Below are 13,064 nucleotides of genomic sequence, written 5' to 3' on the forward strand. Positions count from 1 at the left end.
AGATATTTCGCGTAGAAATGGCGGTCGTTTCACCATATCGATTTCACCTTTGCACTGCGCTGTGCTATTTCATGCGCGGTGGTTTGAATAAGGCGGTCATTGCCCCACCCCAGTCGCTTCGCAAGTCGTCTCGAGCAACTTGGTAAACAGGATTATTCATATCATTGAACCATTCTTTGGCTTTGTTTACGTCGGTGGTCAAAGCCGCCAGCGATAAAGCTGCTCGTTCTCGTGCTTTTGTCATTTCTATATCAGTCGCACCATGGGTCAGCTCAAGGAAGACCGAATACTGGAAGATATACGCCTCGCGTTCGAACTGCTTGGTGGTGAACTCGCGGTCGCGATGCGCGTGCTCCGGCAGCTCGTGCGCCACCTCCCGTTGGAAGGCATGGAACAACTCATGCCCTACCAGCGCCACCCAGTTTGCATCTGCCAATCGGTCTCGTTCGTTCGCCGACGGTGGGACAATGATCAAGTGGCCACTCCGCTGAGATTGCCAGTTTACATCACTGCCGAAGTGGCCGGACGCCAGCGGCAGGCTGATCCCGCCGGAAGGCCGGGGCATCACGGCAATCGTCACCTGTTGCAACAGGTCGATCTCTTTGGCGCGTAGCTTGTTGAACAGGCGCGCCCCAGCCGGGTGGATTCCAGCCGGCGTTGCAGTTGGGCTTTCTGCTCGTTGCTCAGGCAACTGAGCACCTGGCAGACCTCGTCGGCTTGGTGCCCTGTTGGGTCGGTGTATCTCAGCGGGTTGTTGCGGACGTAGGCGTAGCGGTTGAGCGCCTGCGACCGCAGGGAGTCCCCGTGGGACGGGTCGTCCGGCCGCGGCACGATGCTGTCCGGCGAGAGGAAGCGGCCGAACAACGGCGAGTAATAGCGCGCGTTGCCGGTGCGCAGCGAACGGCGGGATGATCCAAAGCGCCGGTTGGTGAGCTGGGTGCCGCTGACCTGGCGCGGCGAGGAGTATCAGGATACAGTCTTCTCACTTCGATGCATCTGGCGTTGATTTCACTCTCTCGTCAAATTCCACAGCGCCGCGATACACCCAACCCTGTACGGTTGAAGACTCAATAAAAAGATACCAGTTGCGACTCCAGGGAGACCAAACCGCCTTCTTAACAGTGATTACTTCACATCCCTTAATAACACCTTTCGCTTCTCCAGTATAGCCTTGATATGCACTGTTCTTGTCACCCGGCTCAACAGCTGGTAGCTCCCAGACATTGACCAGCACCTCTGTCGGGTCTTCCCCCAAACATTTAACTCTTGCAGTTTGTGGCAGTTTGGTCAATTCTGCTGGCAGTGGCGGCTCAGGCATCGGCATTATCGCTGGCCGACGCAGGAATTCAGAAAGCAACGCTACACCTATCAGGCACCCAGCTAGCAGCCCGATGCATATCATCAGCCATATTCGGAGAGTCGCTTTCATGGAATGTGATGAAAGACACTGAGACTTCTTGAGCCCGGTGAGTTCAGTCCCCAAACTGCAGGGCGAGCGTCAAAACTCTGACGGATCAAGTCGCCCACTTCCGACAAGTTTACGATGCCTGCACCGAGCATCCGCCCATGATTCACACCCACGTCACCTACAATAATATCCGGTGTGTTATCGAAGTCACGCAATCTATTCACTGCGTAGCCCACCCAGGTTTCGTAAAAGAAGCCCATGTAAAAGAAACCTGCCCAGTGATGTGCTTGATTTCTTTCTCCTGCATCTATCAAATCTGCTTGCCAATTAGCATTGGACTCATGCAATGGCGGATTGACAGCCCAGACCGCGCCAGGGTTCGCCATTGCTGCTGCACCGGCAAATTGGTTGGTGTAAGGAATCCCACCCCATACCAATCCCACCGCCATCACGAACTGGCTCTCCTCACCCGGTCGGTACCATGCAGACAGTCGATCAATGTGTGTCGCAAAACTATCTATTCCTGTCTGAGATTCGGAATCCCACCGCAAAGCACCGGTCCAGTATGCATCCCTGTTGGCACCGTACCTGGCCCAATCTGCATTTGTCCAAGAACCATTTACACCGCTCCCCCGATGAATCACAGAAAATAGACGATCTCGTCGATCTTGATCATTTGGATCACGTTTATGTGCCCTTCGGAAATCAGCTTCCCATGCTGCGTCTAGTGGATCATGCCCACTCGGATCGGTGTATCTCAGCGGGTTGTTGCGGACGTAGGCGTAGCGGTTGAAGTCTTGCGGATTGGCGGGGTTGGGCACAATGCTGTCCGGCGAGAGGAAGCGCCCGAACAACGGCGAGTAATAGCGCGCGTTGTAATCATAGAGGCCGACACTGCCTTCCAAACGCTGCCCCGCGGCCACGTCCCGCGTAAGCGTAGCGAACGGCGGGATGAACCGCCGATCCGTCAACCACGTGCCGCTAACGTGGCACGCCGAACCATACGGCGTGTCCCACAGGGAGGCTGAGCACTAGCGGCTTTGCAAGTGCGCGCCACCGCTGGCGTTCGTCACCAGCGACGCGCTGCCTAGGTGGCCACCGTGCAGCCAATACACCCCATTGCTGTTGCGTGTTGCAAGGACTATTCGACAGTTGTCAAACTACAAGCTTTTCACCAATAGCCCGCAGTATGGTTGCTAACCACACAAAGCAGTAACTGATCGGCTCGCGGGTATTGTTGATTATCTTCTCCATTTCTGACCAGTCATCAGACAACTGACCCAACCCAAATTCAGTTGGTTGCTGATATGGATCATAGAGTTGGTCGGAGGGAATCGTCCAGTAGTAATCAACGTCTAACTCGACACTCGAGATGCCCTGATCTTCCAGATGTGTAAATAATTTATCAGCAGCCTCACGAAGTTTAGCTATAGGTATTTTCAATGTCGCATCACTACTCATTGACTTGTCTCCGCAGCTCATTGATCTGTGCTTGTTTCTTCGATAATTCTCTCTGGAAGTTCGCAATTTCCCTTTGCAACTCCTTGATACGCGTGTTGATGATACGTTCTCTAATCTCGAGTGTTGGTGCGTTCTTGAGCAATCCCCTATTGTCATAAGCGTCGGGGTCTTTCATATATGCTTCAAGTTTAGCTTGGTGCTCGGTAATCCGGTCCCTTAGGGACCGGATTCCTTTCTCTAACTGGCGAATTTGACGTTCAATGGCTACAGCTTCATTCGTCGGATCGCCGTCTTTAGATAACTCCTGCGCGGCCTTGCCGGCGCCTCCCGCCGCCCAACAGTCGCAGTAACGACCCGATCAGCCCGCCGATCCCGCCGCCTTTACCTTCTCCCTCCCCCTCGCGCTTGGCGGCAAACAGGGGCACCTGCGTGCCGTCGTTCAGCATCACCGGCGTTTGCTGCGCCGAGGGCGCCTGGCCGGCTTGCTGCTCGTTCAGCAACGGGGGCGTGCTGGGTTGGCAGAGCTGCGGCGCCCAGTCGCATAGGAAGCGCTTGAAAGGATCTTTCTCAGCATGCCCGGACGGGTCGGTGTATTTGAGCGGGTTGTTGAGGACGTAGCTGTACCGATTCAGGCTTTGCGGGTTGCCCGGCTCGGGGACGATGCTATCGGCGCTGATGAAGCGCCCGAACAGCGGCGAGTAGTAGCGCGCGTTGTAAAAGTACAGCCCAGTCTCGTCCGCGAGCTGACCGGTGTAGGCGCGGCGGGTGGGCAGCGCGCCCTGCGCCGCCCGCACGCTGCCATAGGGATGATACCACTGCCGCGCGATCACGGAACCACTGAGATCAGTGATGGCCTGAGGGAGCCAAGATGATCGGCGTGCAGGAAGTAGAGCGTGCCGGTGCTATTGCCGGGCGGCAGGACGCCCAGGGCGATAGGGCGGCCAGTGGCATGGTAGTACAGGCGCCAGGTGGTGTTGGCGGGCGGGGCGGAGGGGCCGGTCTGGGCGACGGGCCGCGCCAGGCCGCGGGCCTTGGGGTGCGCGCCGCCGCCGAGCACGGTGACGCTGAAGTTGTCGAAGCGGTGGCTGCCGGCGCTGGCGGGCTGATACGACCACAGGCCGGCGTGGCCGGTGGCGAAGGCGCTGTCGGTCACCGGGCCGATGACGGGGCTGCCGTTGACTTCGACGCTGAGGGCTGAGCCGTCCGCGCGCAGGGCAAGCGTATACCAGGTGTTCAGACTGAAGGCGGGGATGGTGGCCGAGCCGAGCAGGGTGAAGTTATCCACGCGCCACAGGTTGACGGTGCCGTTGCTCTCGATCTCGGCGAGAGAGCAATCAGCCGCGAATATCGGCCTCTTACGGGAACTCAACCGGCGTCCAGCCCAGCATATCAATCTGATATGGAATGTTCACGGTGCTCAATACTTCCGCCTGCCACGAGTCGACATCCAGCAGCCTGAGCTCGCCGGTTTCGTCCTGCCGGTACACAAGATAGACCAGCAAATTCCGACCTGCCACAGAAACCCATCTTGCCCTATAGAACGTAACTTTCGGGTCGCAGACTTCTCTGATCTCGCCTGTCAGCGTATTCAGCACGAAGCTCGGACCGCCTTGTGGGCCTTCAAACAGACTCACCAACAGGTATTTCCCATCCAGAGACCAGCTCAGAATGTCCACAAGGTCTGTCGGAGGAAAATGAGTCAGCTCAGATAAGTTCCTGCCATCGCTTGTCAGGCTAACTATCCGAGTATGATTTTCCGACTCGGAGACCAAGGCGAATGCCACTTTCGAATCATCGGGCGACCAGGCTGCCGGTCCTGCAAAAGGCTTGCCACCTGCATATCTCCACAGGTCAGTGCCTTTTGAGATGTCACGTAATATCACTTCGAACTCTAAAGCGCCCGAGATAGCCCAGGCAGTATAAACCGCCAAATTCCCGGCTCCGTTCAACGACACGTAACCGCCCCAAGGGTTGTTGCTTTCGAAGGTGTAGCCAGGCAGGTCCAATTCCTCCTTCACCGTTATCACAGTACCATTTGAAGGGTCGAATAAAGCAAATACTGACGTCTCGCCAATACTTCCCTGCCGTTCATAACTCACCCACAGCTTTACCCTGCCGTCCCGGGTCCAGCGAGACACGGCTTTCCATTCCTCTGCCCAGGGCCACAGGGATTTCTCACCGGTCTGCAGATCATAGATGGCTAGGGCCTTCTCCTCCCTAAGCTCCATAAAGGCCACGCGTCGTCCTTCTGAATCCAGCGAGGCAAAACCTCCTTCGAAACTAAACACAGTGTTGGGCGATTGGTGGCCGGCAGTAAACGCCCACAGCTTCGCGGGTGTACCCACTTCTTCAAACAATAAGCTGCCCTGTTGGAGAATGGTCTCTTGCGGGCCGGTCTGAAGAGCCGGGCACGCGCTTTGCATGGTGGTAGCGGCTGGGCTTGCTTCCAAGGTGGCCGGGCTTGGAGGTGGTGAAGGGGGAGCCGCCGGGGTGCTCGTGGGCTCAGGCGATATCTCTGTCACGGTGGGTGCTGGTGCGATGGTGCTCACAGGAGTGGGTAGAGCGACAGGCCTGCAAGCCGAGAATAGCATCAGGCCACCGAGCAACCCCAGGAATAGGTTCTTGTGTTTCATCATGCCCTCGCTCATCATCTGCTCTGTGTCAGATTACAGCGGCTGCCACCGCACAGGTTCTTCTGTTGATCAGGAGACAAGATCAGGAAAATAGGGGGCGGATTACCACTCGGGTAGTTGTAGATGTAGAAGGCTTGAGTGCTTGCCGGGCCCATTGTCAATTGAAGTGCTCTATTGTAAGTGTCGCCGTTGCTTTTGAAGAGAGTGACCCATTCGCTCGGCCTGTCAGCCCGTTGTCCTCCCAGGGCCGGGTTGTTTATTACATCACCGGCTAATCTGATAAACACATCGCCGTACAGCTTGGAATTGTAAAGATTAGCATCGAGTATGTTTTGGAGTTTATCTCGACTGGTTGCTGCATCCCGGATGGGTTGATAGTATCCCCAGAAGCCGTTGTAGCATGAAGCGCTCCAGGCGCCGTCGGAGCAGAACTGATTCCACTTGCGCGTCATTGCTTCCATGGCGGCTGACGGCATGGACCATTGCCCCCTGGTTTTGTACATGATGATTGATGCTTCGAAGCGCAGCGTAATGGCAACGGCTTCTTGAGCGCTCAAATTATCGCCCCACCAGGCGCCGGTTTGCGCGGCCAGCGTAGAGATTCCGGCATAGCCGGCTTTTCCATCCTGGGTTAGACCCCTGATTGGCCTACGAATGGCCTGCGGCTTCAGCCCCCAGCCATCCACCCCGCAATCGGGCATATAGGTTCCAGGAATCCCCGTACACGGATCGTGCCCGCTGGGGTCGGTGTATTTCAGTGGATTGCCATAGACGAACATATACCGGTTCAGCGCCTGCGGATTCCCTGCCTCTGGCACAATGCTATCCGCCGAGATGAAGCGCCCAATGAGCGGCGAGTAGTAGCGGGCGTTGTAAAAGTACAGCCCGGTCGCATCGCTGCGCTGCCCGGTGAAGGTGATGTCCGTGGGCAGCGTGCCCACGCTGGCGCGCACCGCGCCATACGGATAATACCACTGCCTGGCCACCACGGAACCACTGAGATTGGTGACGACGCTGGTGCTGCCCAGGTGATCCTGGTGCAGGAAGTAGAGCGTGCCGGTGCTATTGCCGGGCGGCAGGACGCGCAGGGCGATGGGGCGGCCGGCGGCGTAGTAGTACAGGCGGTAGGTGGTGTTGGCGGGCGGGGCGGAGGGGCCGGTCTGGGCGGCGGGCCGCGCCAGGCCGCGGGCCTTGGGATGCGCGCCGCTGCCTGGCAGCCCTGAGGCTCAGTTTATTTCCACTCCCAAAACCATCATTTCGTGTTGGACAAAGCAGCAGCCTTCATGTGGCTTCGTCTGGTCTTTCAGTTTCTCCTAATCGCCTCAGAAAGTCTTCTCCAGTTTCCTTGATGTCGTTGTCATGGCTGGCAGCGGCCCTGAGTGCAAGTTTCTTTGCTCTATGGCGATCCATATCCATGTACAACTCCAAGAGTCGCCTATACTCATCGTATGTTCCATTCACTAGCAACGGCTCCGCCGCATCTTCGATACGATCCAAAATCCATTCGCGAGGAAGGGACAGTATTACATTTCTTACAGCCTGCACTGCGCCATGAGAAAAACTCGCCAGGAAAACCAACTCTTCAAATAGCTCTTGAAGCTCTGATACTGGCAATCGTGGAAGCACATAAACGGCTGTGGCCCTATCCTTGCCTCTGAGCGCTTGTTTCATCACAGCGACTCGATCAATGTCGTTCGCCAAGAAACGGCTTATCGACTCGGCGAAATCATCATCGTTTCCCGAATGATGCTTCTCCACCAAATTGCGCCAAACCGCAACGGAAATTAGTGAAGAGAGTTGGCTCATTTCTTGCCTACGTATTCCCATGGAAGTTTCATGAATTTTTCGACGAAATCATTATACGGCATCGGCTTTGACGGATCAATAGTGTGATGTGTTCGAGGATGCGGGCTGCGAGGATTAACATCAGCACCGTCGGCAACCACCTTTATTCCGTCAGGGAGGTGTGTTCCTTTCGGTAATCGGTGGAAATGCCCGGTTAGCGGAGCCGCTTTAGGATCACCAAAAGCTGATGCCCCATTCGGGAAAGGAGGGCTTTCCGGACCTATCTGGCCTAATGCGTCCGGAAAAACATCCTTACCTGGTCTAGGCGGTCGTGGTCCTTGTGTATTTCCAAAGGCATACAGGTCTCTCGGTATTTCATCTAGCACTTGTGCGCTATTGGCCAAGTCATCTACATGTGTGAGAGCTTCGGTAGTGTTATCAACCGCATTGGCGGCTCGGGCCAAATCGTCCAGGTGGGTCAGGGCCTTGGCGGCGTCATCGGCGTGGAAAGCGGCGCGCACGGCCAGGCCGCCGCCAGTGGCAAGCGGCAACAGCAGGCCGGCGACATCGGCGGCGAGCGAGAGGCCGTTTTCCCAGTTCAGCCCGTTTTGGGAGATGTCCCGGAGGTCATAGGCGATGAAGGCGAGGTCAATCGCGCTCTCGACCCAGTGTCCTGACGGGTCGGTGTACTTCAGCGGGTTGTTGTAAACGTAGGCGTAGCGATTGAGCGCCTGCGGGTTGCCCGGCTCCGGCACCCCCAGTCCCCCTTGCAGGGGGACAGCCTCCGACACGGGGGCAGGGAGTCCGGCTACGGGGAGCATAGCGCAGGGCCGGATTGTAGAACCGCACCCGGTAGTTGTAGTCGTAGGGGCCCACGGCCCTGTCACAGCGCTTAGTAACAAGGGAAGATATCAGAGAACGGAGGGTTACCGAGCCTCTGCCTTGGTTATAGCGCCAATACCAAAGTAATTGACCTGATTTATACGAAATGTATCACTATGAATCACATCTTGATCTGTTATAGCGGCTACGACGACTTGAACTCGCTTACCCAGATAAACTTCCTCAACTCGCTCCTCCTCGTACCTCGGTTTAATGACTAACCACTTGCCTCCCACAACCCGAAAAAGGTAATACAAATCCTCTTCCTCCAACGGCCTGATCGGACGAACGATTTTTCCTTCTAGCACCTGACAAATGTCCGGCGGTTCACTAATCGTCAGTTCGATTACTATATCTTGAGTCGGAAGCATATGATATCTCCTGAACCTTAAGGCTGTCATTTCAGATCGCGCCATCTAATAATTCTTACCCTAACTGGATCAGGACTCCAATATTCTATCCCACCTCCGGGTTTTCCAAAGGCTGGCGCCACCTTGCGAGGACCGTAGATCGTCGGTTGGCCAGTAATTTCAAAATCTAACCGCACCTCAGGCGACCGTGGTAACGCTAACTTCTCTTCTGCACTTCGAACGGTTCTGAATTTATTTGTGGTGAAATATGAATCTCCAGGACGACCGCTGCGAAGCAAGCCCGTTTCTTGCACTGCTTCCAGTTCAGACCTGGACATATAACGACTAAAACGTCTTGGTAATTCGGAGGCTCCTTTGGCAGCTTGCGTAGCACTTTCTACGCCTCGCACTGCGTTTACTGTTTGTTCTGCCGCCCTCAGCGCATCCTTTGCCTCATCGGCGTGGCTGGCCGCCTCCACGGCCACCTTGGCCGCCTTGGCCGCGCCCCGGACCAGCCCGACGCCTGCCGGCACGTAGGGAACGACCGCCAGGGCAATATCGAGCGCCAGCCAGCCTGCGTTTTCCCAGGTGGGGTCAGCCGCAAACTGGGCGGCGGAGAGGGAAACGCTGAGGCCGTCAATCAGCCAGTCCAGGGGGATGTGGCCGCTAGGATCGTTATATCGCAGCGGGTTGTTGTAAACGTAGGCATACCGGTTCAGCGCCTAGGGGTTGCCTGGCTCGGGCACGATAGTATCGGGCCAGAGGAAGCGACCCCGAACGGATTGTAGGATGGGATGGCTACACCGATCCTGCTACTTCGGCTGGTATGCCACTGTGCCGCCGGCTCCCACCGTCACCCGCAGGATGCCGCCGCGAGCGTCACGAAAGGTGATCGTCCGCCCCTCGACGCTCACCTCCTCATACCCCTGCCCGGTGAAATAGCGCCGCGCGTCCTCGATCTCTTCTTCAATCGCCTTATACTTCGGCGCTTCCACCGTGAAGGGGAACTCCGGGAGCCGGCGCGGGGGCTGGAACTGCTCCGGCTTCATGGCTTCGGGAATGGGTTCTAACTCGCGGATCAGCCAGCGTACCGTCTCCATGTCGAAGAAGGCGTCAGCCCCCAGATGTTTCTTCACCTCCTGTTGCAGTTGACGAGCCTGGGGTGTGTCCCAGTCGAAAGGGGTGGGAGCGGTGGTGAAGAAGATGCCGCCGGTGTCCAGCCACCGCTTCTCCACACAGGGCAGCGTCTCAAACTTCTCCCGTCCGAACCAATCCACGTAGAAGGGGCCGAAGTAGTTCCCCCAATAGATGCCAGGAATACCTTTCTCCAGTTTGACACCCACTCCCCGCATGGTAGTGACACCCCGCACAGGGTCCTTCGCTCGTGGGTGTTGTGTTCGCCACACCAGGAAGTTCTTCTTGTGCGTTTCGACTCCTAAAGCCAAAAGCGCATACCAGGCCTGATGAAAGCTTAACAACCCAAAAGCGAAATCCAACCACCGTACCAACTGCCCTTGCTCTCGGACGAATTCTTCGTCGATTATGTAACCGCTTGTTGCAAATGCCTCATGAGGCAATTTAGACCACTCCAGGGTGTAGGAACACCGAGGCCGGCGTCTACGTTCGAAAAGGACCATAGAGAAGACGCGCTCAGAGTCCAACTCCTGACCCGCACGGTTGACAACCATGGCAATCGCCTGTTCCATTCGGTCCGAGGTTAGGCGATGCAGAGGTTCGTATTCGCCGAAGTGAGTTGGCGCAAACTGAGGATGGTTTAACAGGTACCGCACAATCTCTCGTGCCCGTTCCTCGGTGTCAAATGTAGCTCGGCTGTAGATCCATGTCCTCAAACCAGGACCAGGCTTCTCCACATTTCCTTTCTTCATTTCAAAATCTCCTCAATATATTTCACATCTATGAGTTCTCTTTCATATATCTCTCTCAAACGACCACGTAGTACTGTACTTTCTCGGATAATCAGCTGATAGGTATACCCGTGTCTCCTTGCCCACTCATACTGCGCCTGGATCTGCTTCTCCCAGCCCAGTTCAGCCACATCCTTGATCTCGCCCACAATCTTGTTCGCATCGTCCACAAAGTCGGGAAGGGTCTTGACAATTTCATCGCCGACCCGCCCCTCAATCAACCGCTTCTGCCCCTGCCGGCCCAGAGCGGCCAGTATCCGGTCCTCGGTCACCAGCCCCCGCACGACAGGCCGCAGCCAATCGGGCAGGTTGCGCAGCGCTGTCTCGTCCCCTGCAGCCAGCGCCTCGCGTGCTGTTCGAATCAGCCCCCGCCGGGCCACATCGTCGGCCGGCACGGCCACAGGCAGGATATCATCTGGCTCGCCACCTTCCAGGCTGAGCGCCAGGATGATATTGAGTTCCGCCAGGCGTCGGTCCAGGTCAGAGGCATTGGGATCGCTGAGAGTTCGACCGGATTGATAGACGTCCCATGCCGTCCAACCGTAATCCACGGCCTTGAGAAGGGCCAGCCCGACCGCAATGCAGACGGCCGTGTCCAAACCGGCCACGCAATGCCCACTGGGGTCGGTGTATCTCAGCGGGTTGTTGTAAACATACGCATACCGGTTGAGCGCCTGCGGGTTGCCCGGCTCCGGCACAATGCTATCCGCGCTGATGAAGCGCCCGAACAGCGGCGAGTAGTAGCGCGCGTTGTAGTCATACAGCCCAACACTCCCCTCCAGCCGCTGCCCCGTGAACCGCCGATCCGTCGGCCACGTGCCGCTAACGTGGCGCGCCGAACCATACGGCGTGTCCCACAGGGAGGCTTCGCGCTAGCGGCTCTGCGACACCACCCCACCGCTCGCATTCGTCACCAGCGACGCGCTGCCCAGCTGGTTCCCTTTCACACATCTTGTTCTGGCCAGGCCTATCGAGGCATATCGCCTATACCAGATGTTCTGTGTCGCTCCTCAAGGCTGAGAACAGCCATCCAAAAGACTAGCGCTGCCGACCAAGCACCACCCAATAGCACGACAAAAGGAATTACTCCAAGCCAAGAGAAGTTGAAAGCAAAGAACCACTCGACCGGATGGCCCGCATCCAGCACTTGACCGCCGCCGAGATACTCTGACACCAAAGGGATGATATAGAGCAGAAGCTCAACCGCTAGAAAGAGCCCCACAGCCGTCCATCCAACTCGCCCTAGTAGCTTCTGCCCAAACCAATGGTGAAATCCCTGAGGCGTCTCACCATCTGGCAATGCCACGCGCTGCTCTCGAAGAGCATAAATTGCTAGCCAGAGCACAGTTGATGCCAGCCACGCACCACTACAGAACAGCACAAAGAAAGTCGGTCCAAGCCATATAAAGTTTAAAACGACGAGTGATACCAGTGTCGCAATCGCCGGCGGATAGGTATCACCGGGTTGTGTGTGCGACGAGTTAGTAACTAGAAAGTAGATGTAGATTAGCATCTCCCAAGCTATCAACAACCCGACTGCAGTTAGAGCTACTCGTTTTGCAAAACTTGCCATCTCGCCCCTCAACATGAACTACGCCGATGAGGATTGCACTTGGAGAATTTCCTGTTCCAATCGGCTACGGAATACTTTTTGCCTCCTGTTACAACCCCGGTAAAGTTTCCTTTGTTGTCCAAAGTTAGCGTCAGATCAAACTGCGCAATCGGCCGGCGGTTATCCCCTGGCAAAGCCAGCATCGGACCAGTGTTTTGGTCGCCGCCTTGTGACTCGTAGAACCCAATGCCCAAAAACACGGTTTGCCCTGATGCGTCTCTGATCAGCGCCTCGGTGGCGGGAAAGTTATCTCCCACCAGACTCCCTCTCACACGCAATTGCCCCGCTCGCTTGTCCTCAACCATCTCCAGGATGACGTAGGTATCTATCTCCGTTAGGCCTCCAACCGGAAGGAATCCATTTGCGCCGTGGTATTCCGCAGTAACGCTCACCTCGTGGCGTGACCCATCCGCTGACCGCCTAAACGTCGCTGGACTTGAAAGTCCACCGCGACCTAGATTTCGGGAACTCTGGCCATATATGGTATGCGTCGCGCTGTTATCGACCGACGCGCTAGCTGTCTGCCTATCTGTATCAAGGCGCATCTGCAATGCAGTGCGGTAGGAAGCGGCCCAAGCGCTGGAGTAACCTCGATTGTCACCGTAAAAGATAAAACCAAACACGTCGAAGGGAGCAAAGGATCGCACAGTTACATCGTAAGCGAAGTGCCCACTCGGATCGGTGTATCTCAGCGGGTTGTTGAGGACTTAGGCGTAGCGGTCGAGCGCCTGCGACCGCAGGGAGTCCCCGTGGGACGGGTCGCCCGGCCGCGGCACGATGCTGTCCGGCGAGAGGAAGCGGCCGAACAACGGCGAGTAATAGCGCGCGTTGCCGGTGCGCAGCGAACGGCGGGATGATCCAAAGCGCCGGTTGGTGAGCTAGGTGCCGCTGACCTGGCGCGGCGAGGAGTATCAGGATACAGTCTTCTCACTTCGATGCATCTGGCGTTGATTTCACTCTCTCGTCAAATTCCACAGCGCCGCGATACACCCAACCCTGTACGGTTGA

15 protein-coding genes and 1 pseudogene are annotated in these 13,064 nt (G+C 56.6%); all 16 read right to left on the reverse strand.

Features of this window, described 5'->3' with window-relative positions; translation table 11 throughout:
* Positions 1-64: 64 nt before the first annotated feature.
* Positions 65-691, reverse strand: coding sequence for a hypothetical protein (locus GXH28_RS06830; protein ID WP_169238273.1), 627 nt, complete (start codon positions 689-691; stop codon positions 65-67).
* Positions 577-879, reverse strand: a pseudogene (locus tag GXH28_RS06835) (RHS repeat-associated core domain-containing protein); the annotation flags it as partial. The pseudogene GXH28_RS06835 and the gene GXH28_RS06830, both read right to left, overlap by 115 nt.
* A gap of 103 nt (positions 880-982) precedes the next feature.
* Positions 983-1,429 carry a hypothetical protein gene (locus GXH28_RS06840; RefSeq protein ID WP_169238274.1) on the reverse strand — a complete coding sequence of 149 codons (447 nt, stop codon included), beginning with the start codon at positions 1,427-1,429 and terminating at the stop codon, positions 983-985.
* Positions 1,426-2,331 (reverse strand): RHS repeat-associated core domain-containing protein, encoded by a 906-nt coding sequence (locus GXH28_RS06845; RefSeq protein WP_320447925.1) that lies wholly within the window; start codon positions 2,329-2,331, stop codon positions 1,426-1,428. Before GXH28_RS06845 ends, GXH28_RS06840 begins: the two co-directional genes overlap by 4 nt.
* A 232-nt stretch (positions 2,332-2,563) precedes the next feature.
* Positions 2,564-2,890: a hypothetical protein gene (locus tag GXH28_RS06850; RefSeq protein WP_169238275.1), complete on the reverse strand. Its 327-nt coding sequence runs from the start codon at positions 2,888-2,890 to the stop codon at positions 2,564-2,566.
* A gap of 272 nt (positions 2,891-3,162) precedes the next feature.
* Positions 3,163-3,699, reverse strand: coding sequence for an RHS repeat-associated core domain-containing protein (locus GXH28_RS06855; protein ID WP_320447926.1), 537 nt, complete (start codon positions 3,697-3,699; stop codon positions 3,163-3,165).
* The gene (locus GXH28_RS06860) at positions 3,696-4,238 is read right to left on the reverse strand and encodes a hypothetical protein (RefSeq protein ID WP_169238276.1); all 543 of its coding nucleotides are present in this window, start codon (positions 4,236-4,238) and stop codon (positions 3,696-3,698) included. Before GXH28_RS06860 ends, GXH28_RS06855 begins: the two co-directional genes overlap by 4 nt.
* Positions 4,225-5,505 (reverse strand): TolB family protein, encoded by a 1,281-nt coding sequence (locus GXH28_RS06865; RefSeq protein ID WP_169238277.1) that lies wholly within the window; start codon positions 5,503-5,505, stop codon positions 4,225-4,227. The genes GXH28_RS06860 and GXH28_RS06865 overlap by 14 nt, the downstream gene beginning before the upstream one ends.
* Before the next feature lie 11 nt (positions 5,506-5,516).
* Positions 5,517-6,491 carry an RHS repeat-associated core domain-containing protein gene (locus tag GXH28_RS06870; RefSeq protein ID WP_320447927.1) on the reverse strand — a complete coding sequence of 325 codons (975 nt, stop codon included), beginning with the start codon at positions 6,489-6,491 and terminating at the stop codon, positions 5,517-5,519.
* Between the two features lie 292 nt (positions 6,492-6,783).
* Positions 6,784-7,308, reverse strand: coding sequence for a hypothetical protein (locus GXH28_RS06875; RefSeq protein WP_169238278.1), 525 nt, complete (start codon positions 7,306-7,308; stop codon positions 6,784-6,786).
* Positions 7,305-8,108, reverse strand: coding sequence for a Tse2 family ADP-ribosyltransferase toxin (locus GXH28_RS16265; protein WP_240550241.1), 804 nt, complete (start codon positions 8,106-8,108; stop codon positions 7,305-7,307). Before GXH28_RS16265 ends, GXH28_RS06875 begins: the two co-directional genes overlap by 4 nt.
* Positions 8,109-8,213: 105 nt before the next feature.
* Complete coding sequence (locus tag GXH28_RS06885) at positions 8,214-8,585, reverse strand: hypothetical protein (protein ID WP_169238279.1); 372 nt, start codon at positions 8,583-8,585, stop codon at positions 8,214-8,216.
* Positions 8,586-9,331: 746 nt separating this feature from the next.
* Positions 9,332-9,862: a hypothetical protein gene (locus GXH28_RS06890; protein ID WP_169238280.1), complete on the reverse strand. Its 531-nt coding sequence runs from the start codon at positions 9,860-9,862 to the stop codon at positions 9,332-9,334.
* Between the two features lie 539 nt (positions 9,863-10,401).
* A complete protein-coding gene (locus GXH28_RS16270; protein ID WP_240550250.1) occupies positions 10,402-11,304 on the reverse strand; it encodes an RHS repeat-associated core domain-containing protein in 903 nt (300 codons plus the stop codon).
* A 107-nt stretch (positions 11,305-11,411) separates the two neighbouring features.
* Positions 11,412-11,957, reverse strand: a complete 546-nt coding sequence (locus GXH28_RS06900) for a hypothetical protein (RefSeq protein ID WP_169238281.1) — start codon at positions 11,955-11,957, stop codon at positions 11,412-11,414.
* A 68-nt stretch (positions 11,958-12,025) separates the two neighbouring features.
* A complete protein-coding gene (locus tag GXH28_RS06905; RefSeq protein WP_169238282.1) occupies positions 12,026-12,361 on the reverse strand; it encodes a hypothetical protein in 336 nt (111 codons plus the stop codon).
* Between the last annotated feature and the right edge of the window lie 703 nt (positions 12,362-13,064).

Source organism: Candidatus Roseilinea sp. NK_OTU-006, from assembly GCF_012931985.1.
Taxonomy (GTDB): Bacteria; Chloroflexota; Anaerolineae; order J036; family Brachytrichaceae; genus JAAFGM01.

Bases quoted from the DNA above. Each gene is read 5' to 3' on its own strand.
- GXH28_RS06840 (WP_169238274.1), bottom strand. From the start codon at position 1,429: ATGAAAGCGACTCTCCGAATATGGCTGATGATATGCATCGGGCTGCTA.
- GXH28_RS06850 (WP_169238275.1), bottom strand. From the start codon at position 2,890: ATGAGCTGCGGAGACAAGTCAATGAGTAGTGATGCGACATTGAAAATA.
- GXH28_RS06865 (WP_169238277.1), bottom strand. From the start codon at position 5,505: ATGATGAAACACAAGAACCTATTCCTGGGGTTGCTCGGTGGCCTGATG.
- GXH28_RS06875 (WP_169238278.1), bottom strand. From the start codon at position 7,308: ATGAGCCAACTCTCTTCACTAATTTCCGTTGCGGTTTGGCGCAATTTG.
- GXH28_RS16265 (WP_240550241.1), bottom strand. From the start codon at position 8,108: ATGCTCCCCGTAGCCGGACTCCCTGCCCCCGTGTCGGAGGCTGTCCCC.
- GXH28_RS06885 (WP_169238279.1), bottom strand. From the start codon at position 8,585: ATGGCGCGATCTGAAATGACAGCCTTAAGGTTCAGGAGATATCATATG.
- GXH28_RS06900 (WP_169238281.1), bottom strand. From the start codon at position 11,957: ATGCTAATCTACATCTACTTTCTAGTTACTAACTCGTCGCACACACAA.
- GXH28_RS06905 (WP_169238282.1), bottom strand. From the start codon at position 12,361: ATGGTTGAGGACAAGCGAGCGGGGCAATTGCGTGTGAGAGGGAGTCTG.